This is a genomic window from Entomohabitans teleogrylli, from assembly GCF_001484765.1.
Classification (GTDB): Bacteria; Pseudomonadota; Gammaproteobacteria; order Enterobacterales; family Enterobacteriaceae; genus Entomohabitans; species Entomohabitans teleogrylli.
In genome coordinates, this window is sequence record NZ_KQ947376.1 from 164,754 (window position 1) to 187,527 (window position 22,774).

Below are 22,774 nucleotides of genomic sequence, written 5' to 3' on the forward strand. Positions count from 1 at the left end.
GGATCAGCGATTGCGCGCTTTCGTAAAACTATTTTTACAGAATGTAATAAAACCATTACGCGCTAATATGAGAGCGCTTTCATTCCTGCTTTACGGTGCCTGATGGCCTGAGTCAGCGCGGTATTCAGCGGCAGGGGGATGAGCTCCCGGAAATCAGCCGGGCAGCGTTCGTCAGAGGGGTGTTTCAGCCGGCCGGGACCGGCGTGGACTATCGGGTGAGGGGAAATTAAACCGCTTCTTCCGGCAGAGTGAGATGCTGGCGCCAGTATGCCACGCGTTCAGCAAAACGTTGCTGTTGTGGAGAAGTCATGTTCCCGGTGATCGCTTCTTCCAGGATACCGCGCCCGGATCGTTCCATCATCACGAAACTGCGGGCAAGGAAGTCCATATCGTTTTTTTCACTACGTTGCTGTGGTGGGACTGTCTTCATGGTGCACACTCCTTTGAATTGTAAGGCCATATGCTAATGGAATGAGTATTTATCCACGGGAGGGAACTGGCTTTACATTACGTGCCTGACTTAGATTTTCGGCGCTACCGATAGCCAATACTGTGATCCGGGTCGGCTTTGCGCCAGTCTGCGCTCTCAATTAGGGGTCTACCGGCAAAGAAAGGTGGTTTTATTCGCGTGGTGAATATTTTTCCCACCGGCAGGTCATCGCCAAACGGCGCTTACCCTGGCGACGGCGACTTCCCTGGGCGGTTAAATTATTACCATGATCACGATTTTTAGCAAAAATGTTGCGTTGATGTGAACATGAGCGTATTGCCTGACTGCAGACACCCAAGGAGCAGGTATGGAACTGCGGCAATTACGCTATTTTGTTCGAATCGTGGAAACCGGCAGCATGGGGCGCGCCGCGGTAGATCTCAACGTGGGGGTATCGGCCCTCAGCCAACAGATTGGCCGTCTGGAGAATGAGCTGGCGATTCGCCTGATGCAGCGCACCTCGCGCGGTATTGTGCCTACCGACGCCGGGCTGGCGTTCTATTCCCAGGCGCAACTGGCCCTGCGCTATGCCGATGCGGCGGTGCTGGCCGCCCGCGAAGCGCGGCTTTCCGGCCATGTCAGCGTCGGGATGGCGCCAAGTACCGCTTCGGTGCTTGGCGTGGCGTTTATCGAAGCGATGCGCGAGCGTTATGCCGATGTGCGTCTGCACGTGGTGGAGAGCCTGTCGGGTAATCTGGCGCGCATGATTAACACGCGTCAACTCGATCTGGCGATTGTCTTTCAGCAGGATCTGATTCAGCGCTGGAGCGCGCAGCCGGTGCTGGAAGAGCGGCTGTTTTTGATCGGCACCCGGCGTATGCCGGGTGGACTGCCGTTTGGCCCACTGGAGCCGGACGCGCTGGCGGCGATTCCTCTGCTGATGCCCAGCCCCGGCCACGGACTGCGGGCGCGGCTCGACACGTTGTGCCAGCAGCATGCGCTACAGCTCAATATTGTCGCGGAAATCGATGGGCTGGCGCTGTTAATGGACGCGGTACGCAGCGGTCTTGGAGCGACCCTGCAGCCCGGGGCGGTGGTATCGCGGTTCAACGATCCGCAACTGCGGGTGGTGGATATCCATAACCCGGTACTCAGCCGGCCGAACTTTCTGGTGAGTCTTTCTGATGATGAACTTTCCCCGGCCGGTCTGGCGGCGCGGGTAGTGTTGCGCGATGTGATGCAGCGTCAGGTGGCGCTCGGGCACTGGCCCGGTGCCACCCTTTACAATAGCTAAACCCCCGTTAAGCCAGACCCTATAGCGGGCAGGGGTTTTACAAATATACATTTCCATTACAAACAAGTAACAAAACAAACGCTACGGAGTTTGCAATGGTTGATGTTCTGGTAATTGGCGGGGGCAATGCGGCACTGTGCGCGGCGCTGACGGCAAGAGAAGCGGGGGCTTCAGTACTGCTGCTGGAAGCCGCTCCCCGGGCGTGGCGGGGAGGTAATTCACAGCACACCCGCAATTTGCGCTGTATGCACGACGCGCCGCAGGATGTGCTGACAGAAAGCTATCCGGAAGAGGAGTTCTGGCAGGATTTATGGCGGGTTACCGGCGGCAACACCAATGAGGCGCTGGCGCGCCTGGTGATCCGCACTTCCTCTACCTGCCGCGACTGGATGCGCCGCCACGGCGTCAATTTTCAGCCGCCGTTGTCTGGCGCTCTGCATGTGGCGCGCACGAATGCCTTTTTTATGGGCGGCGGCAAAGCGCTGGTTAACGCCTATTATCGCAGCGCCGAGGCGCTTGGCGTTCAGATCCGCTATAACGCGCCGGTTCAGGCGCTGGAACTGCGCGACGGGCAGTTTGTCGCCGCGCTGACCGATAAAGAGCGTATCGAGGCCAAAAGCTGTGTACTGGCGGCCGGAGGATTTGAGTCGAATCGCGAGTGGCTGCGCGAAGCCTGGGGGCAAAACGCCGACGGCGAGTGGCCGGCAGATAATTTCCTGATTCGCGGTACCCGCTTCAATCAGGGCGTTCTGCTGAAATTTATGATTGAGGCCGGGGCGGACATCATCGGCGATCCTTCCCAGTCGCACTGTGTGGCCATCGACGCCCGGGCGCCGCTGTATGACGGCGGTATCTGTACCCGGGTGGATTGTGTATCGCTGGGCGTGGTAGTGAATCGCGATGCGCAGCGTTTCTATGATGAAGGCGAGGATTTCTGGCCGAAGCGTTACGCCATCTGGGGCCGACTGGTGGCGCAGCAGCCGGGGCAAATTGGCTATTCGATCATTGACGCCAAAGCCGTAGGCCATTTTATGCCGCCGGTATTTCCCGGCAGCCAGGCCAATACCCTGCATGAGCTGGCCGTTCAACTGGGGCTGGATGCGCAACAGTTTGTGGCGACGGTGGAGCAGTATAACCAGGCCTGCCAGCCAGGCACGTTCAACCATACGCGGCTTGACGACTGCGCCACCGCGGGGATTTCGCCGCCGAAAACCCACTGGGCGCGACCAATCGATACGCCGCCGTATTATGGCTATGCGCTGCGGCCAGGTATCACCTTCACCTATCTGGGGTTGAAAGTGAACGAGCGGGCGGCGGTGCATTTTGGCGGCGTGGCAAGCCGCAATTTATTCGTTGCCGGTGAAATGATGGCCGGCAACGTACTGGGGAAAGGCTATACCGCCGGCGTCGGGATGTCGATCGGCACGACTTTTGGGCGTATTGCTGGCCGGGAAGCCGCCAGCGCCGCCGGACGGGAGGTAAGCCATGAAGCTGCCTGATGCCCCGCTGATTAATGTCAAAATCCTCACCGCGTCGGAAGCGGAGGTAGAACGGGTGATGCAGGTGTGTAACGCCTGCCGTTACTGCGAAGGGTTTTGCGCGGTTTTTCCGGCCATGACCCAGCGTCTGGACTTTTCCAAAGCGGATATCAATTATCTGGCGAACCTGTGCCACAACTGCGGCGCCTGTCTCCATGCCTGCCAGTACGCGCCGCCCCATGAATTCGCGATTAACGTGCCGCAGGCGATGGCTAGCGTCAGGCCGGAAACCTACCAGCAGTATGCCTGGCCGGCGGCATTCGGCGGCCTCTACCAGCGCGCTGGCGTAACGCTGGCGCTGTCGTTAGGGTTCGGGATCGCGCTGTTCCTGCTGTTGGCGATGGCGCTGAAAGGCACCCTGATTCATCCGCCGCTGGCCGGCGATTTTTACCAGATTTTCCCCCATAACCTGCTGGCGCTGATGTTCGGCAGTGTATTTGTCGCCGGGGTGGCGGCGCTGATGGTCGGGGTGGCGCGCTTCTGGCGTGAAATCTCGCCCGGCGCGCCAGGGTCGCAGGAGATTATCGATGCTTCACACAGCGCGCTGACGCTGAAATATCTCGACGGCGGCCATGGCAAAGGTTGTAACGACGAAAACGACGCTTTTACCCTACGGCGCCGCCGTTTTCACCACTTCACTTTTTACGGTTTTATGTTGTGTTTTGCCGCGACGGTGGTCGCTACCGCCTATCACTATTTTGGCGGTATGCCGGCGCCTTACCCGCTGTTCAGCCTGCCGGTGATACTCGGCACGCTGGGCGGTATCGGCCTGGTGATCGGGCCTGCGGGGTTGCTGTGGCTGAATCTGCGCCGCGATCCGCTGCATGGCGACGCGCGTCAGAAAACCATGGATCGCGGTTTTATTGTTCTGTTGTTACTTATCAGTATCACTGGTCTCGCACTACTGGCAGGACGCGATACCTCACTGATGGGGATGCTGTTGGCTGTGCATCTCGGTGTGGTGATGGCGCTGTTCCTGACCCTGCCTTACGGCAAATTTGCCCACGGATTTTACCGCAGTGCGGCGTTACTCAAATGGGCTATTGAGAAACGACGCGGAAATAACACGGGTGTTGGCACTGACTGATAAACCCGGAAAACCCTCTGTTTAATACGAGCAATTGTGCTGTAGTGGAGAGACAACCCTATGAACCATCATTCACCCGCAACTCCCCGCGCCGGTACCTTCGGCGCTATTCTCCGCGTGACCAGCGGTAACTTCCTTGAACAGTTCGATTTTTTTCTGTTCGGTTTTTATGCCACCTATATCGCGCAGACCTTTTTCCCGGCCGGTAGTGAATTCGCCTCCCTGATGCTGACCTTTGCGGTGTTCGGGTCCGGATTTTTGATGCGTCCGGTAGGGGCCATTGTGCTGGGCGCCTACATTGACAGAATAGGGCGCCGCAAAGGGCTGATGGTGACCCTGGCGATTATGGGCTGCGGCACTTTATTGATAGCCCTGGTGCCCGGTTATGAAACTATCGGCATTGTCGCTCCGGTGCTGGTGCTGATCGGGCGCCTGTTGCAGGGCTTTTCCGCCGGGGTGGAGCTGGGGGGCGTTTCGGTATACCTGTCGGAAATCGCCCGTCCGGGACATAAAGGCTTTTATACCAGCTGGCAGTCCGCCAGCCAGCAGGTAGCTATCGTCGTCGCGGCGCTGATTGGCTATGGTCTGAACGCTACCCTCGGTCATCAGCAGATAGCCCAGTGGGGCTGGCGGATCCCGTTTTTCATTGGCTGCATGATAGTTCCGCTGATTTTTGTGCTGCGCCGTTCGCTGCAGGAAACGGAAGCTTTTCTGCAACGTAAACATCGTCCTGATACCCGGGAAATTTTTACCACCATGGTGCAGAACTGGCGGATTATCATCGCCGGCACTCTGCTGGTAGCGATGACCACCACCACATTTTATTTTATTACCGTCTATACCCCGACATACGGCAGAACGGTACTCAACCTGACCGCCAGGGAGAGCCTGATGGTGACCATGCTGGTAGGGATTTCCAACTTCATCTGGCTGCCGATCGGCGGCGCGATTTCCGATCGTATCGGACGGCGCGCGGTGTTGATGGGAATTACCATACTGGCGCTGTTGACGACCTGGCCGGCGATGTCGTGGCTGACGGCGGCGCCGGATTTTACCCGCATGACGCTGGTGCTGCTGTGGTTTTCGTTCTTCTTTGGCATGTATAACGGCGCAATGGTGGCGGCGCTGACGGAAGTGATGCCGGAATATGTGCGTACAGTGGGATTTTCGCTGGCCTTTAGCCTGGCGACGGCGATTTTTGGCGGCCTGACGCCAGTGATTTCCACGGCGCTGGTTCAAATGACCGGGAGTAAAAGCTCGCCGGCATGGTGGCTGATGTGCGCGGCGCTCTGCGGTCTGGCGGCCTCGGCGATGCTGTTTTTGCGCCTGGCGCGCGGCTACCAGCCGGAAGCGGCCAGGCAGCGCGTCTGACCGTTGTTGGGTCCATTGCGGTTGACGGGAAAAGGCCCCGTTTTTGAGGCCTTTCTCCGTCGACAGGCGCCGCCCGCGACCGGCGTCTGACTTGTGTTGCTCTCTGCGAAGAGCGGGAAAGGATTTAGTTCTTCAGCACCCACGCCTCTTTCCAGTGTGAACCAACGCCCGGCTCGTACTGGTTGGCATAGCGGCTGTACTGCAGGCAATATCCGCTATACGGGAATGGCTTGCATTGATACGTTTTGCCATCTTTCGGCTGCAGGACCACGGTACCGGCTTTGTATGAAGAGAGGCCGTCCGGGAACGAGAAGTCGTAATTACCGGTATGGCTGGCCGCGGCGGCGTCTTCCAGGTGCAGGTCGATAACATCCTGGGCAAACAGCGTGCCGGCTTTATTGGTGGCATAGTACTTCAGCATATGGTGGCCAGCGGTCACATCATTCAGGGTCAGCGTGACATCCTGATTGACGTTGTTCATATCCTGTTTCAGGTAACCTTTTTCTGCGCCGTGGTGGTTCATCACGTGGGCTTCAAAGTTCACATCGCCATGGGTGTTGACGTGAAAATTGACCGTTGCCTGGCCGTTTTCGATTTTGCTGTACTGGACGCCGGAAACCTGCACAGTTTCGTTAACCGGCGCTTTCTGTTCTTCATAGGAGACGGCGACGCTTTGCAACGTGCTGCCTTCGCGAACAAAGATGCTATTAGCGCCGTGAATCGGGCTTACGTTACCGCTTTCATCTTTGACGCCGGCGCGGACATCGCTGTGGCTGGCATTAATTTTTTCCGCCAGATCGTAGGCCCATTGACTGGCATCACCCTGCTGAGCAGAGGAGATAGTCAGTTCGGTACGCATACCGATCACCTCACCGTTGGCGTCAAAGAAGCGCACAATCACTTTATCGCCTGCCGCCAGATCGTTACCGGATATCTGGCCGCTCAGGGTTTTACTCCACTCGGAGACCACGCCAGGCGTTTCATCCGGGGTCGCATCTGGGGTGGTATTGCCGCCATTACCGAAATCGACATCGATCGCCTGATAGAAACTATTGGTGGTGTCGGCAATTTCCCATACGCCATAAATAACCTGGTAACCGGTACGCTGCGGAACATTACAATTCATTGACTGGGTTACCGCAGGGGCCTGACCTTTTCCATCGATGGTGCAGAATGGGGTTAATTCAAATTGATCGCGGGTCAGCGGTTTATTTGGGTTCCAGTTTTGCTTGGTAATGTAATAACGCCAGTTGGTGGTTTTGTGCGGGGCGGTATGGTGCCAGACAAATTCGTGCATCCCCGCCGTCATCGGCGTTTTGGTCCAGGCATTCATGCTCTGTTTATCCAGTTGGGAATAGTTGGCAATCCCGGCGCTGGCCAGTTGTCCGTCCGGCGGCAGGCTGCCTGACGGGAAGCCAGATGCCCGCTCAACGCTCTGGGGTTCGTATTGTACGGAACCGCAGTCGACATTCTGGCCAAGTTTACACATATACGCACGGCTGGCAGGGGATTCAATATAGCCGTGTGCTAATGCAGAAGAAGCAACGGTTAATGTTGCCACGGCGAGCGCAATTTTGGAAAGTTTCATCCTATAGTCCATTAGAAGGTTAATACAGCCACGTCAGTGTATGAAGATATCCGGGAATAAGTCATTGGCTGCCGTGGAGAAAATTGGTCGCAATAGCGCTTGCCTGCGCGGGAAATAAATAATGGCCCCTGTTATCGCCGGCAGCGGTTTAATAACCCCGGCGCCGGAGAACTATTAATTGATATAGTCGGGGCCCTTTTCCGGGGAATAACTATTGGCGTTATTTATCTTTCATTGATGGTTGCGCCAGGCGCGTACCGTTATCAGGAAAATGGTGTGGCGAAGGTGTGGTTTTCAGCGGCGGAATGGGGCGAAAATCGCCTGTCAGGGTCACGCATTGGCCTTTCTATGTGGTTATAAAGTGGTTTTTGTGTTGTTATTGTGTTGTTTTTGTGTTTTCATCACAGCAAAAGGTATGGTGAGAGGACGAAGATGAATCAATCCATTGAATCGGTCGATGTGGTGGTGATTGGCGGCGGGGTGGTTGGCTGCGCGGTAATGCGTCGCTTTACCCTGATGGGCGCCAGGACCCTGCTGCTGGAGAAAGGGGGAGATATTCTCTCCGGCGCCAGTAAGGCCAACAGCGCCATCCTGCACACCGGATTTGATGCTCCGGTGGGCAGTCTGGAAGTGCGCTGTATGCAGGAAGGGTATCGGGAATACCTGGAGATTCACGAACAGATGAATCTGCCGCTGCTGAAAACCGCGGCGATTGTGGTGGCATGGAATGATGAACAGTTGGCGCTGTTGCCGGGTATTGTCCGCCAGGCCCATGAAAACGGGGTATCGGATGTCAGGCAGATCGATGTGGCGACGCTGTACCAGCGCGAGCCGCACCTCGCGCCGGGGGCGCTGGGGGGCGTGCTGGTGCCGGGAGAATATGTGATTGATCCCTGGAGCGCGCCGCTGGCGTATCTGACCCAGGCGGTGATGCACGGCGCCCGTTATCGCTTCAACTGTGAGGTGACCGGCGCCCGGCGCGAAGGGGATAGCTGGCGGCTGACTACTGCGCAGGGAGAGGTTCACGCTAAGCTGGTGATCAACTGCGCCGGTAACTACGGCGATCGGGTTGATGGGCTGTGGCGCGAAGCGGAGTTTGAAGTTCGCCCGCGCAAAGGCCAGTTCCTGATTTTCGACAAAGCCGCCGCGCCGCTGGTGAATGCGATTATTCTGCCGGTGCCCACGCCCACCACCAAAGGGGTGCTGATTTGTAAAACCATTTTCGGCAACCTGCTGCTCGGCCCCACGGCGGAAGAGCAGCAGGATCGCGAACGGGCGGAAGTCAGCGAGGCGGTACTGGAATCGCTGATAGAGAAAGGGCGTCAACTGGTACCGGCGATTTCCGATTACAGTGTCACAGCGACCTATGCCGGGCTACGGCCGGCCACGGAACAAAAAGCCTACCGGATTTTCGATTATCCGCAGCAGCAGTGGATCACCGTTGGCGGTATTCGCTCCACCGGTTTAACCGCGGCGCTGGGTATCGCCGGCCATGTGGAACAGCTATTCAGGGATAACTTTACGGCGCCGTTCGCGCTGCATCCGCCGCAGACTTTACGCTGGCCGACGATGCCGGGGCTGTCGGAATACGCCGGGCGCGATTACCAGTGCGCGGGACACGGCGGCGTGGTATGCCACTGCGAACTGGTGACGCGGCGTGAAATAGAGGCCGCGTTTGCTTCAGCCATTCCGCCAGAGTGTATTGGCGGCCTGCGGCGGCGCACCAGAGCCATGATGGGGCGCTGCAATGGATTCTTTTGCAGCAATCAGATAGCGGAGATTGCCGCACAACGGTTGAACAATACGCTGGTGGTCGGGAAGGTAAAATGAACGGTCAATATGATGTGATTATCATCGGCGCCGGGCCTGCCGGACTGGCGGCCGCCCGGGCGCTTCAGGACGCCGGGGTAAAGCGGTTGTTGATTGTCGAACGCGAGAACGAAGCGGGGGGCGTGCCGCGCCACTGCCGCCACCCAACGTTTGGCGTCCAGACCTGCTATCGTCCGATGAGCGGTCATCGCTGGGCGCGGAAAAACGTCGCGCGGCTGGGGAGCGGATGCGAGATACGCACAGCAACCAATGTGCTGCGCCTGCTGCCCGAAGGGCGCCTGGAGGTGACCTCGGATCGCGGTCTGGAAATGTTGCAGGCGCAGCGGGTGATTATCGCCACCGGCGTGCGGGAGACGCCGCGCCATCCGCGGCTGGTGAGCGGTCTGCGTCCTCAGGGGATCTTAACGGCGGGGGCGCTGCAGCAGTTTATCTACCTGAAAAAATTACTGCCCGGCACGCGCCCGGTGATCGTGGGCAGCGAGCTGGTGAGTTTTTCGGCTCTGTGGACGCTGCGTAATGCCGGGATCCGCGCGCTGGCGATGATTGACGACAATCCGCGGCCGGTTGCCTGGCGGTTCTGTACGCTGTTCGCCCGCTTGCTGGGCGTGCCGGTATACCTGAATGCCCATCTGTCGCGGATTAATGGCCTGGAGCGGGTGGAAAGTATTGAGTTCAGCGATCCCGCCGGCAAAGTGACACAACTGGCCTGCGACAGCGTGATTTTTACCGGTCGTTTTACCGGTGAATATACCCTGATTCGCGGCAGCCACCTGGCCTGCGAGCCGGACAGCGGACGGCCCGTGTTCGATCAACACGGATGCTGCTCCGATCCGGCTTATTACGCGGTGGGAAATATGACGCATCCGGCGGATATGGGCGACCAGTGTTATCAGGAGGGGTTGCGGGTTGGCGCGGCGGCGGCGCGCTCATTATCGTTGCCGCCGGCAGCGGTACCGCGGGTGACAGTGGCGCTGGACGAGGTGTTCCGCATCGCGGCGCCGAATGTGCTACGCCCCAATGCCGGTATTGTGACGCTCAATGTGCGGGTCAACGCGCCGTGGCGCGGCCAGATTGTGGTGCGCAGCGGCGATCGGGAGCTGTACCGCCGTACGCACCGCTGCATGCCGGAGCGGCGGGTGCTGCTCAGGGGCATCGACAGCGCGCTGATTTCCCCCGACGAGCCGCTGATTGTGGCGGCCGGTTGACCGGGGAGTAATACCGTGACAATCCACAGCGCCTTTGCCAGAATAGCCGCATAATAATAAACCGGCCCCTTATCGGGGGGCCGGTACTCCGATATTCAGTGACACATCTCTATTAACCGTTGAGTAAAATAAAAGGAACAGAGATGAAAATTACCCATGTCGCCTTATGGACCCGCGATCTGAATGCCCAGGCCCACTTCTGGGAAAACTGGTTTAGCGCCCGGGTCGGTGAACAGTATGACAGCCGCAACCGCCCGGGTTTTTCCTCGCGCTTTGTCCATCTGGCGCAAGGCGCCACCATTGAACTGATGACCCTGAGTCAACTGGCGGACGCGCCGTTAAATCCTGAATGCTGCGGCTGGGCGCATATTGCCGTGAGCGTCGGGGATAAGGCGGCGGTGGATAGTCTGGCGCAGCGGGCGCAGCAGGAGGGTATTCTGGTCAGCGGTCCGCGCTATACCGGCGATGGCTTTTACGAAGCGGTGCTGCGCGATCCGGACGGTAATCTGGTGGAAATCACCGCTGAATAAGGACAGCCAGGGCGGCCAGGCGGCCGCCCACAGCGTGTTATAACACTTTACTGAGAAATGCCGCGGTGCGCGGGTTGGTCGGCGCGCTGAAAATCTGCTCCGGCGTTCCCTGTTCCTGAATAATCCCCTGATCGATAAAAATCACCCGGTCCGCCACCTCGCGGGCAAAACCCATTTCGTGGGTGACAATCACCATGGTCATGCCTTCTTCAGCGAGGGTTTTCATCACCGCCAGCACTTCGCCCACCAGTTCCGGGTCCAGCGCCGACGTTGGTTCATCGAACAACATGATCGACGGATGCATCGCCAGCGCCCGGGCGATCGCCACGCGCTGTTGCTGGCCGCCGGACAGGCTGGAGGGCCAGGCGTCGCGCTTGTCGTTGAGGCCCACTTTGTCGAGCAGAGTATCCGCCAGCGCGATGGCTTCGCTGCGCGACATCTTATTCAGGGACAACGGCGCCATGATCAGGTTTTCCAGCACCGTCATGTGCGGGAACAAATTAAAGCGCTGAAAGACCATGCCGACGCTTTCGCGCATTGCGTTCAGGTTGGAGCGTCGGTCGTGGAGCGCGAAACCATTGACCGTGACTTCCCCTTCATTGACCTGCTCCAGGGCATTCATACAGCGCAGCAGGGTGCTTTTCCCGGAGCCGGAAGGGCCGATGATGCACACCACTTCCCGGGGCTGGATATCACAACTGATGCCGCGCAGGACGTGGCTGTCGCCAAAGTGTTTATGCAGATTATTAACGTGAATCACTTTTACCGAACCTCTTCTCCATGGCGTTGACTCCCTGCGCCAGCAGGAAGGTAATCACCCAGTAAACCAGTGAAATGGTCAGGTAGGGCTCCCAGTAGGTAGCGTAAGCGCCGGAGACGGTACGTGCCGCGTAGGCGAGATCCGCCAGGCCAATCGCCGACGCCAGCGAGGAGTCCTTAACGATGGCAATCGCGTTATTGCCCAACGGCGGCAGGATACGCCGGAAAGCCTGGGGGAGGATCACTTTGCGCATGCTCTTCCACCACGGCATGCCCAGCGCCCGGGAGGCTTCCATCTGGCCGCGGTCGATAGACTGAATCCCGGCGCGGAAGATTTCCGACACATAGGCGCCGGCGTTAAGGGTAATCGCCACAATGCAGGAGAGAAACGCGCCATAGTCGGATCGCAGGTAGCGGGCGAATTCGCTGCTCATCAGGCCGCTGGTCACCAGCACCCCGTCACGCGGGTTGATAAACAGCGGCACCAGCGCGAAGTGCACCACCATGATTTGCACGAACAGCGGCGTGCCGCGAAACGCGCTGACGTAGAAGCGCACCGGGAACTGCACCAGCCAGCGCAGGATAAATTTCCACGGCCCGTGTTCAGCGTGGGCCATACGCCCCAGCCCAAGGGTTAACCCCCACAGGGTGCCGAGAATGACACAGATAATGGTACATTTGATGGTCATCCAGGCGCCCTGCATAAACAGCGGGCCATACTCCTGAATAATCGACCAGTTAAAGCCTGTCATAGCATCCTATCCGGAAACAAGGCTGCCAGCCCGGGAGCTGGCAGCGAAACAGAGAGATGAAATCGGGTTACTGTGCCGGCAGGGTGGGAACGTCGCCGTCAAACCAGGTCTGGTAGATTTTCGCGTAGCTACCATCGGCGATGATTTTTTGCAGGCCGTCGTTGATTTTCTTCAGCAATTCTTCATTGCCTTTGGCTACCGCGATACCGAAATGCTGGCGTTCGAATTTGGCGTCATCCACCAGTTTGAAGGCTTTTTCCGGATGCTGTTTGATGTAGTATTTCACCACGCCAACGTCGCCGACCGCGGCGCTGACGCCATCTTCAAACAGCTCCTGTAGCAGCAGCGGGGTGTTGTCGAACCGCTTAATCGCGGTGCTGTTTTTACCCAGCACTTCTGACACCACAATGTCCCCGGTGCTGGAGTTCACCACGCCGACTTTCTCACCTTTCAGGTCCGCCAGCGCGGTGACCTTTGAACCTTCCGGCACGACGATGGCCTGCTGGGCCGGGAAATAGGGCTGCGAGAAATCGACCATCATCTTTCGTTTGTCGGTAATGGTGATACCGGAAATGATGATGTCGCGATCGCCGGAGTTGAGGGTGGCGAAAATCCCTTCCCAGGGCGTATTCACCAGTTTAATGTCGAAATTCTCTGCTTTGGCGATGGCTTTAATAATATCGATATCAAAGCCTTCCAACTGTTTCTGGCTGTTTTCAAATTCAAACGGGCGATAGGTGCCGCCGGAGCCGACCACATAAGTCTGCGCCATCGCGATCGCGCTGCTGGCCAGCGCCGCCACCATACATCCTGTTATCATGATTTTTCTTAACATTATTATCCCCTGGTATATTTTTATGCAAAAACAATGCATAAAATGACATATATCCTCCCGGGCGCGCAATAGCCGCTGGCGACTTTGCGCGCTGTAACACGTTTTTTATTTAGACGGCGAGCGTTTGCGCGTCGATCCGGCAAAATAGCCGCGCCATTCAGATAAAACCTGTCGCGAATAGCGCGTCTGCTCAGAAAAAAGGCCGCGCTAAGGCGGCCTGGCTGTAATACCCGGAATAATATTCAGGTGGTAAAAATTAACCTGGTAATGACACGACGTTAACCAGATATATTAATAAATAGTCAATAGCTACTCAGATATATTTATCAGGCTGATGCTTTCGCCAGCGCTGGATGATTTTCCGGGCGATCGTTTTCACGCTGTTCCATTTTTTCTGCCGCCGGGACGGAAATAAATATCGCAATCGCTACCGCCAGCGCGCCGGCAACAAATTTGCCGATCATAATCGGCACCACCAGGGTGGGCTGGAAATTGGCGGTAAAGGCCAGATGATCGCCGAGCGTCGCCTGGGCGCAGATGCCGAACGCCACGCACAGCACCTTGTCTCTGGCTTTCATGTTACTGAACAGGTGGTAGACGGCGATGATATTGGCCAGCACCATCACCATGCCTACCGCGCCGGCATCGCTGAGGCGCAGCTTCTGGCCCAGGTAGTGCATTGGACGACGGCAGTATTTCTGGAACAGGTAGCAGACCGGGAAGGTCCCCGCCAGCATGATGCCAATATAGCCGGCGATCTCAATGGCGCGGTACAGCTCTTTTTCATCGGCGAACAGCGGATCGAAGACCCAGCCGCCGAAAACGGCGCGAAAGACGCCGGTGAAGTGTTCGATGATACACGCGGCCAGCACCAGTTTGATAAAGGCGTCCATAATTTTGCCGAACAGTAAAAACAGATTCACCATCATTGTGGTGCGGAATTTCAGCCCCAGCGCCAGCAGAAGACAAAATACAAACAGCGGCGACAGCAGGGTCAGCGCGTGGGTAAAATCGATAGCCAGATAATGGCTGGCCGGTGAGGTAGTGGAGATGATATCGCGTACCGGAATATGGTTCAGGGTGATGATCATCAGCGAAATCAGTACCCCAAACGGAATACTGATAAGCCCGGCCATTGCGCCCAGCGCCAGATATTTGTGGTCCCGCTGGCGCAGCATCACCAGCCCCACCGGAATCAGGTATACGATACTGGCGCCGGAGGTATAGCCGATCAGCATGGCGGTGATCCACATATCACGGTTGGCGGCAATGGCATCCGCCAGTTGATATCCTCCCATGTCCACGGCGATGATCGACAGGGCGGCGATAGAGGCATCCGAGCCCAGGGACTGGAACAGCGGCCCGACGCTATGGGTAATGGCCCAGGAAAGAATCGGAATCGCCGCCATAATACCGGCCTGGGCGAGAAACACCGGGCCAATAGAGTGGATACCGTTAACAAATTCTTTGCCGAGCCCGCTTTCCGGCCGGACGATAGAGGCGACGGCCCCGATCAGGGTTCCGGCCATAATGATGTAAATAACGATATTACCAGGATCAAACATGATGGCCTCTCATTCGCTGCGTAAATGGCGAGCCCGGGAAATAACCTCCTGATACTTATGAAAATAAGCGCTCAGATCGGTGGGCTCGGGCTGGGTGGTGTCATGGTGGTGGTGAACGTTCATCGGATGGGCGATACCCAGTCCTTTGCGGGCCAGCAGGGCGACCCCTTGCGCGGTCATCTCGCGGTTTGCCGGAGCCACAATGCGTTTCTGGATCAGGGTGGCGAGAAACTGTTTGAAATAGCGGTTTGCCGACAGCCCGCCGTCGACCGAAATGGTTTCTCCTACCGGCCGCACGCGATCCATGGCATAAATCACTTCGGCGGCGCGTACCGCAATACCTTCGAGAATCGACTGCAACATATCCTGGCGAGTGGTTTCCAGCGATAACCCAGCCCAGACGCCGGCGGCGGAGCGGTCCCAGTACGGGCAGGCGAGGCCGGACAGTGCCGGAACAAAGGCCAGTCCGCGGGCAATAGCCGATTGAGCGGGAAAATGGTTGAACTCATCGAAGTCGCTGAACAGGCCAATTTTACGCGCCCAGTTGATGGCCGACGCGGCGTTATAGACTCCGCCATCCAGCCCATAGACTGGGGCTTCGCCGGGAAATTTCCAGCACAGAGTCGGCAACAGCCCGGAACCGTCGGCATCCGGAACCTGGCGACCGGTAATCGATTGCAAAAAAGCGCCGGTGCCGAAAGTGATCTTCATTTGCCCGGGTTCCATGCAGCCATGACCGTACGTGCCGCCAAACTGATCGACAATACAGGCAGTCAGCGGCGTGCGATTCCCCTCATAGCAGACTTCGCCGAAGTGGCCGATATTGTCGCGAACCTCCGGCAGCGCGGAGAGAGGAACTTCAAACAGCCGGCACAGCTCCTCGTCCCAGGTCAGGGTATGGATGTTGAACAGCGAGGTACGGGAGGCGGAGTTGTAATCAGTGGCGTGCACGCCGCAGAGGTGGAACAGAAAAAAGCTGTCCATGGTTCCCATCCGCAACTGCCCGCGGCGCGCCAGTTCCCGGGCGCCGGGCACGTTCTTCATCACCCAGCCCATTTTGCTGGCGGAGAAATAGGTATCCAGCGGCAGGCCCGATCGGCACTGCACCATTGCCTCAACGCCATCCGCTTTTAACTGGCGAATGGTGCTTTCGGTCCGCTGATCCTGCCAGATAATGGCGTTATACAGCGGCTGCCCGCTGCGGGCATCCCAGGCGACGATACTCTCTCCCTGGTGGCCAAGGCCGATGGCGTCGACCACATCGCATTTTCCCAGGCAGGCGCGAATATTGCGCAGAATTTCCAGCGCATCGTGTTCCACCCAGCCGGGATTGGGGGTGAGCTGTTTGTGTGGTATCGCCGCCGGGGAGACGTAGCGTCCATCCTCGCTGAACACCACTACCCGCGTGCCGGTGGTTCCCTGGTCAATGGCTGCATAGCGTTGGTTAAGCATACTGAACTCTGTGTTTTATGTGGGTTGTGTGTTGTGTTTTTGACTGTTTTGGTGATTTAAGATCTTTTTAACACGCATAATCAACATAAATGTCACAATAAATGAACTATCCGTGATCGGTCTCATACTTTTTACTTATCCGACTGTTAACATTGCCCGGCAGGGGCGCCCGTGTCGGCCGATTGACATCGCCAGCGGCTTCGGGAACACTGCCGGGAGTCGCAAAGCGTGGGAATCGATATGACCAACAGTCAGGAAAACAAGGGGATGGATTACTCTAACGCCGCCGAACGGCGCGCCATCATCCTGGAGATGCTGAAGAATTCCGGGCAGGTCTTTGTTAATGAACTGGCGGATTATTTTCAGGTTTCCCAGGAAACCATCCGCCGCGATTTAAACAAACTGGAAGAGCTGCGCCATATCCGTAAAGTGCACGGCGGGGCGGTCAGCAGCCAGTTCGGTTTTGAACTGGCGTTCAACCAGCGTGCCCGGCTGGCGGAAGAAGACAAAAAGGCTATCGCCCGGCGGGCGATATCCCTGATCAAACCGGGAGATTCGCTGTTTATTGATTTTGGCACCACCACCCTCGAGTTTGCCCGCCAACTGGTGGGGATTAACGATCTGATGGTTATTACTAATTCGCCAATGGTGGCGAATATCTTTCATGAAAACAGCACCACCGAGGTCATCCTGATCGGCGGGCAGTTCAGTAATTCGAAACTCGAATGCGTGGGCGCCATCGCGCTACAGAATATCAGCGCGTTTTATGCCGATTATGCGGTGATTGGCGCCGGCGCGGTCAGCCCGCAGTCGGGCATCATGGACCAGGATATTGATGAGGCGGCTATCGCCCGGCAAATGATCCAGCAGAGCCGCCAGACCATTGTGCTGGCGGACGGCCATAAGCTGGACAGTCGCGCCACGGCGCTGGTTTGCGACTGGAAATCGGTGCATTTTCTGGTCACTACCGACCCCGAGCAGCGCCTCGGGCAACTGACATTTCCGGCCCACGTCACGGTGCTGGCGGCGCAGTAGCCCGCTCCTCCTTCAGCCGGCGCCACAGGGTGGTGCGGCTGATGCCCAGCCGACGGGCGGCGGCGGCGCGATCCCCGTCGCACAATGCCAGTACTTCAAGCGTCGATGGCGACGGCGCGGAAAAGCCCGGCGCTTCGTCGCCGCAGGCATACAGCTCCGGCATCAGGGCGCGCAGATCGTTTTCATCATTCACCATCCCGCTACCCAGCAGCAGCGCCAGTCGTTCGGCGATATTGCGTAATTCGCGAATATTGCCCGGCCATCCATAGCTCAGCAGCGCCGGGATACACAGGGCTATCCGGGCGCGCAGCGTTTCGCTGAGCGGAATATTCAGCGCCGCCAGGGACTGGGTGAGGTAGCGTCCGGCCAGCAGGCGGATATCGTCGCCGCGCTCGCGCAGCGCCGGCAGGCGCAGGCGCAGGGCGCTCAGCCGGTAAAACAGGTCGGCGCGGAAAGCGCCGCTGGCGACCGCCAGGCCAAGATCGCAGTGGGTGGCGCTGATCACCCGAAACTCCACCGCCACCGGCTGCTGGCCGCCAACCCGGGTGACGCGCTTCTCTTCCAGCACCCGCAGCAGCCGGGTCTGTAGATGTAGCGGCATCTCGCCGATTTCATCCAGAAACAGCGTACCGCCGTGAGCGGTTTCCAGCAGGCCGCTGCGCCCGCCGCGTCGGGAGCCGGTGAAAGCGCCTTCTTCATAGCCGAACAGCTCCGCTTCCAGCAGCGATTCGGCGATCGCCCCGCAGTTAATGGCGACAAAGGGGGGATTCAGACGCCTGCCGCGGCCGCCGCGGCGCGCAAAATATTCCTGGTGCAGCGCCTGGGCGGCCAACTCTTTACCGGTGCCGGTTTCGCCTTCCAGCAGTACCGCCGCCGGGGAACGGGCATACAGCATGATGGTGCGCCGTACCTGCTCCATCTGCCGGCATTCTCCGAGTAAATCCTCCAGTCCGTAGCGCGGCCGCAACGTGTCCTGATGCAGGTAATCGCCGTTGCGCCTGGCTCCTGCCAGCGCCAGCCGGGTAAGGTCCAGCGCATCGCTGAACGCCTCGCGCACCGTGGCGGCGGAATAGAGGAAGATAGCCGCCATGCCGGCCTCTTCAGCCAGTTCAGTCACCAGCCCGGCGCCGACCACCACTTTAATACCGGCGGCTTTCAGTTCACCGATCTGGGTACGGGCGTCCTCGCGGGTGACGTAGCTGCGCTGTTCCAGCGGTAGCTGAAAGGTTTTCTGGAACTCCTGCAGCGCCGGCAGCGGCGATTTGTAGGTAATTACGCCGATACGATCGGCGACCCGACGCGCTTTGCCCAGCGCCAGCAGCAGGTCAAAGCCGCCGGGACGGATCAGAATCACCGGTACCGACAGGCGGCTCTTCAGGTAAGCGCCGTTGGAGCCGGCGGCGATAATGGCGTCGCAGTGCTCGGTGGCCAGTTTCTTACGGATGTACTGTACCGCTTTTTCAAAGCCGAGCTGGATCGGCGTGATGGTCGCCAGATGATCAAATTCGAGGCTGATATCACGAAACAGCTCAAACAGCCGGGTGACGGAAACGGTCCAGATCACCGGTTTTGCGGAGCCGGTCGCGGGCGGACTGAAAGGGTCGGTCATGGCGGCGCACCTGAATACAGTGGAGACCCGATCTGTTGTAGCGTTGTTTCATGATTGTTTCAAAGAAAGCAGGTGAAACATTTTTTGAAACGTTAGCTGAAGCGCTTTTTTTCTCCATCGCCTGTCTTTGCAGTTGTTGATATTCATAATGAGATGATTTTATTGATTTTTGTTTCGGCTTTTTCGGCGCGGTCTATTTATCGCCTTTCTGGCACACCTCTTGCTATTGATTATCTGAAAGTCACATTTGGATAACAATCGAGGTACATGATGAGTACACCGGGACAGGCCTTTCGCCAGGCGCTGAGTAAAGAAACGCCGTTACAGATTGCCGGGACTATTAATGCCAACCATGCGTTGCTGGCGCAGCGGGCCGGCTTTCAGGCGATTTACCTTTCCGGCGGCGGCGTGGCGGCCGGATCGCTGGGATTGCCGGATCTGGGGATTTCCACCCTGGACGATGTGCTGACCGATATCCGCCGTATCACCGATGTCTGTCCGCTGCCGCTGCTGGTGGATGTTGATAGCGGCTTCGGCGCCTCGGCGTTCAACGTGGCGCGCACTGTGAAATCAGTCAGTAAAGCCGGCGCGGCGGCGCTGCATATCGAAGATCAGGTGGGGGCCAAGCGCTGCGGCCACCGCCCCAATAAAGCCATTGTCTCCACCGCAGAGATGGTGGATCGCATTAAAGCCGCGGTGGACGCCCGCACCGATGCCGATTTTGTGATTATGGCGCGTACCGACGCGCTGGCGGTGGAAGGGCTGGAGGCGGCTATCGAGCGGGCTCGCGCTTATGTTGAGGCCGGCGCCGACATGTTATTCCCGGAAGCTATCACCGAACTTTCCATGTACCGGCAGTTCGCCGATGCGGTATCGGTGCCCATCCTCGCCAATATCACCGAGTTCGGCGCCACGCCGCTGTTCACCACCGCAGAGTTGCGCAGCGCCCACGTCGCGATGGCGCTGTATCCGCTGTCGGCGTTTCGCGCCATGAACCGCGCCGCGGAGCAGGTATTTAACGTCCTGCGCCAGGAAGGCACCCAGAAAAGCGTTATCGACATCATGCAGACCCGCAGCGAGCTGTACGAAAGCATCAACTACTACCAGTTCGAAGAGAAACTCGACGCGCTATTTGCCCGCAAACGCGGCGATTAACGGCCTGTTCTGTCAGGACACAGGCCCGGTTGTACCCTACACACTTAAAATAATGACGAGGCCAGTATGAGCGAAGCGACCATTTTGCAAACCACGACTGCCGGTAAACCCAAAAAATCCGTAGCCCTGTCCGGCGTGCCTGCCGGTAATACCGCTCTGTGTTCGGTAGGCCGCAGCGGCAACGATTTACACTACCGCGGTTACGATATCCTCGACCTTGCGCGCCACTGTGAATTTGAAGAGGTGGCCTATCTGCTGATCCACGGCAAACTGCCCAACCGCGATGAGCTGCAGGCCTATAAAACGCGCCTGAAAGCGCTGCGCGGCCTGCCGGCTAACGTCCGTACCGTACTGGAAGCGCTGCCGGCGGCGTCGCACCCGATGGACGTGATGCGCACCGGGGTGTCGGCGCTGGGCTGTACTCTGCCGGAAAAAGACGGCCATACCGTCTCCGGCGCCCGGGATATTGCCGACAAGCTGTTGGCATCGCTGGGATCGATCCTGCTCTACTGGTACCACTACAGCCATAACGGCGAACGCATCCAGCCGGAGACCGACGATGATTCGATCGGCGGCCACTTCCTGCACCTGCTGCACGGCCAGACGCCGCCGGAAAGCCAGGTGAAAGCGATGCATGCTTCGCTGATCCTCTACGCTGAGCATGAATTTAACGCTTCGACCTTTACCGGCCGGGTTATCGCCGGAACCGGTTCTGATATTTATTCGGCGATCATCGGCGCGATTGGCGCGCTGCGTGGGCCGAAGCACGGCGGCGCTAACGAAGTGTCGCTGGAGATTCAGCAACGTTATGAGACCCCCGATGAAGCCGAGCAGGACATCCGCCGGCGTATTGACAACAAAGAGGTGATCATCGGTTTCGGGCACCCGGTATATACCATTTCCGACCCGCGCCATCAGGTGATTAAAAACATCGCCCAACAGCTCTCCCGGGAGGCGGGATCGATGAAGATGTACGACATCGCCGACCGGCTGGAGTCGGTCATGTGGGAAACCAAGAAGATGTTCCCCAACCTCGACTGGTTCTCGGCGGTCTCCTACAACATGATGGGCGTCCCCACCGAAATGTTCACGCCGCTGTTTGTGATGGCCAGAGTTACCGGCTGGTCGGCGCATATTATTGAGCAGCGCCAGGATAACAAAATTATTCGTCCTTCGGCTAACTACATCGGGCCGGAAGAGCGTCCTTTTGTGGCGCTGGATCAGCGCCTGTAGCGCGCCGTGTTACCTCTGAAAAAAACCAAAACAGGAAAATATTATGTCCCAGCCGATGATTAACCAACGTCCGCCGTTCGACCGCGAAATTGTCGACATTGTCGATTACGTGATGAATTACGCCATTGATTCCGCAGTGGCTTACAACACCGCCCATTACTGCCTGCTGGATACCCTGGGCTGTGGGCTGGAAGCGCTGGAATATCCGGCCTGTAAAAAACTGATGGGGCCGATTGTCCCGGGAACGGTGGTGCCCAACGGCGCCCGGGTGCCCGGCACCCAGTACCAGCTCGACCCGGTACAGGCGGCGTTTAATATTGGCGCGATGATCCGCTGGCTGGACTTCAATGACACCTGGCTGGCGGCGGAGTGGGGCCATCCTTCGGATAACCTGGGCGGCATTCTGGCGGTGGCCGACTGGCTGTCACGCAACGCGGTCGCGATGGGTAAAGCGCCGCTGACCATGCAGCAGGTGCTGACCGGGATGATTAAGGCCCATGAGATTCAGGGCTGTATCGCGCTGGAAAATGCCTTTAACCGCGTCGGTCTGGACCATGTGCTGCTGGTGAAAGTGGCCTCTACGGCCGTAGTGGCGGAAATGCTCGGACTGACCCGCGATGAGATCCTCAACGCGGTGTCGCTGGCGTGGGTGGACGGCCAGTCGCTGCGGACCTATCGCCATGCGCCGAATACCGGTACCCGTAAGTCCTGGGCGGCGGGGGACGCGACCTCCCGGGCGGTGCGGCTGGCGCTGATGGCGCGCACCGGCGAAATGGGTTATCCCTCGGCGCTGACCGCGAAAACCTGGGGCTTTTACGATGTGTCGTTTAAGGGCGAGGCATTCCGCTTCCAGCGTCCGTATGGTTCCTATGTGATGGAAAATGTGCTGTTCAAAATTTCCTACCCGGCGGAGTTCCACTCCCAGACCGCCGTGGAAGCCGCTATGACCCTGTACCGCAGGATGCAGGACGCCGGTAAAACCGCCGCCGATATTGACCGGGTCTCCATCCGCACTCATGAAGCCTGCATCCGGATCATTGATAAGCAGGGGCCATTGAATAATCCGGCGGACCGCGATCACTGTATCCAGTACATGGTGGCGATCCCGCTGCTGTTCGGGCGCCTGACCGCGGCGGATTATGAGGACAGCGTGGCCGGCGATCCGCGTATTGACGCCCTGCGCGAGAAAACCACCTGCCACGAAGACCCGGCGTTTACCCGCGATTATCACGATCCACAGAAGCGCTCCATCGCCAACGCTCTCACCGTGGAGTTCAGCGACGGCAGCCGCTTTGAAGAGGTGGTGGTGGAATATCCCATCGGTCACGCCCGGCGCCGTGACGAGGGCATTCCGTTACTGATTGAGAAATTTAAGACTAACCTGGCGCGTCAGTTCCCGGCCCGCCAGCAGCAGCGCATTCTGGATGTCTCCCTGGACAGGCAGCGCCTGGAGCAGATGCCGGTAAATGAGTACCTCGACCTGTTCGTTATCTGACGAGCCAGGCG

General features: G+C 58.2%; 19 protein-coding genes. 11 read left to right on the forward strand and 8 right to left on the reverse strand.

Annotation, left to right across the window (positions count from 1 at the left end; translation table 11 throughout):
* Nucleotides 1-226 precede the first annotated feature (226 nt).
* On the reverse strand, nt 227-430 hold the full coding sequence (locus AQ981_RS00800; protein ID WP_058909852.1) for a hypothetical protein: 204 nt from the start codon (nt 428-430) through the stop codon (nt 227-229).
* 367 nt (nt 431-797) lie between these two features.
* On the opposite strand from AQ981_RS00800, the gene AQ981_RS00805 reads away from it, so the two are divergent.
* From AQ981_RS00805 to tcuC, 4 genes are all read left to right on the forward strand, one after another.
* Complete coding sequence (locus AQ981_RS00805; protein WP_058909853.1) at nt 798-1,724, forward strand: LysR family transcriptional regulator; 927 nt, start codon at nt 798-800, stop codon at nt 1,722-1,724.
* A gap of 95 nt (nt 1,725-1,819) precedes the next feature.
* The gene (gene tcuA, locus AQ981_RS00810; RefSeq protein ID WP_058909854.1) at nt 1,820-3,223 is read left to right on the forward strand and encodes an FAD-dependent tricarballylate dehydrogenase TcuA; all 1,404 of its coding nucleotides are present in this window, start codon (nt 1,820-1,822) and stop codon (nt 3,221-3,223) included.
* Nucleotides 3,210-4,349, forward strand: a complete 1,140-nt coding sequence (tcuB, locus tag AQ981_RS00815) for a tricarballylate utilization 4Fe-4S protein TcuB (protein WP_058909855.1) — start codon at nt 3,210-3,212, stop codon at nt 4,347-4,349. Before tcuA ends, tcuB begins: the two co-directional genes overlap by 14 nt.
* 60 nt (nt 4,350-4,409) lie before the next feature.
* The gene (tcuC, locus tag AQ981_RS00820) at nt 4,410-5,720 is read left to right on the forward strand and encodes an MFS transporter (RefSeq protein WP_058909856.1); all 1,311 of its coding nucleotides are present in this window, start codon (nt 4,410-4,412) and stop codon (nt 5,718-5,720) included.
* Between the two features lie 124 nt (nt 5,721-5,844).
* On the opposite strand, the gene gbpA is transcribed toward tcuC, so the two are convergent.
* A complete protein-coding gene (gbpA, locus tag AQ981_RS00825) occupies nt 5,845-7,308 on the reverse strand; it encodes an N-acetylglucosamine-binding protein GbpA (protein WP_058909857.1) in 1,464 nt (487 codons plus the stop codon).
* Nucleotides 7,309-7,740: 432 nt separating this feature from the next.
* Between gbpA and AQ981_RS00830 the strand changes: the two genes are divergently transcribed.
* From AQ981_RS00830 to AQ981_RS00840, 3 genes are all read left to right on the forward strand, one after another.
* Nucleotides 7,741-9,138, forward strand: coding sequence for an NAD(P)/FAD-dependent oxidoreductase (locus AQ981_RS00830; RefSeq protein ID WP_058909858.1), 1,398 nt, complete (start codon nt 7,741-7,743; stop codon nt 9,136-9,138).
* Nucleotides 9,135-10,343: an FAD-dependent oxidoreductase gene (locus AQ981_RS00835; protein ID WP_058909859.1), complete on the forward strand. Its 1,209-nt coding sequence runs from the start codon at nt 9,135-9,137 to the stop codon at nt 10,341-10,343. Before AQ981_RS00830 ends, AQ981_RS00835 begins: the two co-directional genes overlap by 4 nt.
* Before the next feature lie 143 nt (nt 10,344-10,486).
* On the forward strand, nt 10,487-10,873 hold the full coding sequence (locus AQ981_RS00840) for a VOC family protein (protein WP_058909860.1): 387 nt from the start codon (nt 10,487-10,489) through the stop codon (nt 10,871-10,873).
* Between the two features lie 37 nt (nt 10,874-10,910).
* Here the strand turns inward: AQ981_RS00840 and AQ981_RS00845 are convergent, their stop codons facing one another.
* The 5 genes from AQ981_RS00845 to AQ981_RS00865 form a co-directional block, all read right to left on the reverse strand.
* Nucleotides 10,911-11,633, reverse strand: coding sequence for an amino acid ABC transporter ATP-binding protein (locus AQ981_RS00845; protein ID WP_058909861.1), 723 nt, complete (start codon nt 11,631-11,633; stop codon nt 10,911-10,913).
* Complete coding sequence (locus AQ981_RS00850) at nt 11,620-12,384, reverse strand: amino acid ABC transporter permease (RefSeq protein ID WP_058909862.1); 765 nt, start codon at nt 12,382-12,384, stop codon at nt 11,620-11,622. Before AQ981_RS00850 ends, AQ981_RS00845 begins: the two co-directional genes overlap by 14 nt.
* A gap of 67 nt (nt 12,385-12,451) precedes the next feature.
* Complete coding sequence (locus AQ981_RS00855) at nt 12,452-13,219, reverse strand: basic amino acid ABC transporter substrate-binding protein (RefSeq protein ID WP_058909863.1); 768 nt, start codon at nt 13,217-13,219, stop codon at nt 12,452-12,454.
* A 326-nt stretch (nt 13,220-13,545) separates the two neighbouring features.
* Nucleotides 13,546-14,784 (reverse strand): ethanolamine utilization protein EutH, encoded by a 1,239-nt coding sequence (eutH, locus tag AQ981_RS00860; RefSeq protein WP_058909864.1) that lies wholly within the window; start codon nt 14,782-14,784, stop codon nt 13,546-13,548.
* Between the two features lie 9 nt (nt 14,785-14,793).
* Nucleotides 14,794-16,236 carry a glycerol kinase gene (locus tag AQ981_RS00865; RefSeq protein ID WP_058909865.1) on the reverse strand — a complete coding sequence of 481 codons (1,443 nt, stop codon included), beginning with the start codon at nt 16,234-16,236 and terminating at the stop codon, nt 14,794-14,796.
* A 240-nt stretch (nt 16,237-16,476) separates the two neighbouring features.
* Between AQ981_RS00865 and AQ981_RS00870 the strand changes: the two genes are divergently transcribed.
* The gene (locus AQ981_RS00870; protein WP_338031282.1) at nt 16,477-17,271 is read left to right on the forward strand and encodes a DeoR/GlpR family DNA-binding transcription regulator; all 795 of its coding nucleotides are present in this window, start codon (nt 16,477-16,479) and stop codon (nt 17,269-17,271) included.
* On the opposite strand, the gene prpR is transcribed toward AQ981_RS00870, so the two are convergent.
* Nucleotides 17,249-18,880 carry a propionate catabolism operon regulatory protein PrpR gene (prpR, locus tag AQ981_RS00875; RefSeq protein WP_058909867.1) on the reverse strand — a complete coding sequence of 544 codons (1,632 nt, stop codon included), beginning with the start codon at nt 18,878-18,880 and terminating at the stop codon, nt 17,249-17,251. The genes AQ981_RS00870 and prpR overlap by 23 nt on opposite strands.
* 267 nt (nt 18,881-19,147) lie before the next feature.
* Here prpR and prpB point away from each other — a divergent pair, with 267 nt between their 5' ends.
* From prpB to AQ981_RS00890, 3 genes are all read left to right on the forward strand, one after another.
* The gene (gene prpB, locus AQ981_RS00880) at nt 19,148-20,035 is read left to right on the forward strand and encodes a methylisocitrate lyase (protein ID WP_058909868.1); all 888 of its coding nucleotides are present in this window, start codon (nt 19,148-19,150) and stop codon (nt 20,033-20,035) included.
* A 66-nt stretch (nt 20,036-20,101) separates the two neighbouring features.
* Nucleotides 20,102-21,268, forward strand: a complete 1,167-nt coding sequence (gene prpC / locus AQ981_RS00885; protein WP_058909869.1) for a bifunctional 2-methylcitrate synthase/citrate synthase — start codon at nt 20,102-20,104, stop codon at nt 21,266-21,268.
* A gap of 43 nt (nt 21,269-21,311) precedes the next feature.
* Nucleotides 21,312-22,763, forward strand: a complete 1,452-nt coding sequence (locus AQ981_RS00890) for a bifunctional 2-methylcitrate dehydratase/aconitate hydratase (protein ID WP_058909870.1) — start codon at nt 21,312-21,314, stop codon at nt 22,761-22,763.
* Nucleotides 22,764-22,774 lie beyond the last annotated feature (11 nt).

Excerpts from the sequence above, each read along its gene's own strand:
- AQ981_RS00835 (WP_058909859.1), top strand. The coding sequence starts at position 9,135 with ATGAACGGTCAATATGATGTGATTATCATCGGCGCCGGGCCTGCCGGA.
- AQ981_RS00800 (WP_058909852.1), bottom strand. The coding sequence starts at position 430 with ATGAAGACAGTCCCACCACAGCAACGTAGTGAAAAAAACGATATGGAC.
- AQ981_RS00840 (WP_058909860.1), top strand. The coding sequence starts at position 10,487 with ATGAAAATTACCCATGTCGCCTTATGGACCCGCGATCTGAATGCCCAG.
- tcuA (WP_058909854.1), top strand. The coding sequence starts at position 1,820 with ATGGTTGATGTTCTGGTAATTGGCGGGGGCAATGCGGCACTGTGCGCG.
- AQ981_RS00865 (WP_058909865.1), bottom strand. The coding sequence starts at position 16,236 with ATGCTTAACCAACGCTATGCAGCCATTGACCAGGGAACCACCGGCACG.
- AQ981_RS00805 (WP_058909853.1), top strand. The coding sequence starts at position 798 with ATGGAACTGCGGCAATTACGCTATTTTGTTCGAATCGTGGAAACCGGC.
- tcuC (WP_058909856.1), top strand. The coding sequence starts at position 4,410 with ATGAACCATCATTCACCCGCAACTCCCCGCGCCGGTACCTTCGGCGCT.
- prpB (WP_058909868.1), top strand. The coding sequence starts at position 19,148 with ATGATGAGTACACCGGGACAGGCCTTTCGCCAGGCGCTGAGTAAAGAA.
- AQ981_RS00850 (WP_058909862.1), bottom strand. The coding sequence starts at position 12,384 with ATGACAGGCTTTAACTGGTCGATTATTCAGGAGTATGGCCCGCTGTTT.
- prpC (WP_058909869.1), top strand. The coding sequence starts at position 20,102 with ATGAGCGAAGCGACCATTTTGCAAACCACGACTGCCGGTAAACCCAAA.
- gbpA (WP_058909857.1), bottom strand. The coding sequence starts at position 7,308 with ATGAAACTTTCCAAAATTGCGCTCGCCGTGGCAACATTAACCGTTGCT.
- prpR (WP_058909867.1), bottom strand. The coding sequence starts at position 18,880 with ATGACCGACCCTTTCAGTCCGCCCGCGACCGGCTCCGCAAAACCGGTG.
- AQ981_RS00870 (WP_338031282.1), top strand. The coding sequence starts at position 16,477 with ATGACCAACAGTCAGGAAAACAAGGGGATGGATTACTCTAACGCCGCC.
- AQ981_RS00855 (WP_058909863.1), bottom strand. The coding sequence starts at position 13,219 with ATGTTAAGAAAAATCATGATAACAGGATGTATGGTGGCGGCGCTGGCC.
- AQ981_RS00890 (WP_058909870.1), top strand. The coding sequence starts at position 21,312 with ATGTCCCAGCCGATGATTAACCAACGTCCGCCGTTCGACCGCGAAATT.
- eutH (WP_058909864.1), bottom strand. The coding sequence starts at position 14,784 with ATGTTTGATCCTGGTAATATCGTTATTTACATCATTATGGCCGGAACC.
- AQ981_RS00830 (WP_058909858.1), top strand. The coding sequence starts at position 7,741 with ATGAATCAATCCATTGAATCGGTCGATGTGGTGGTGATTGGCGGCGGG.
- tcuB (WP_058909855.1), top strand. The coding sequence starts at position 3,210 with ATGAAGCTGCCTGATGCCCCGCTGATTAATGTCAAAATCCTCACCGCG.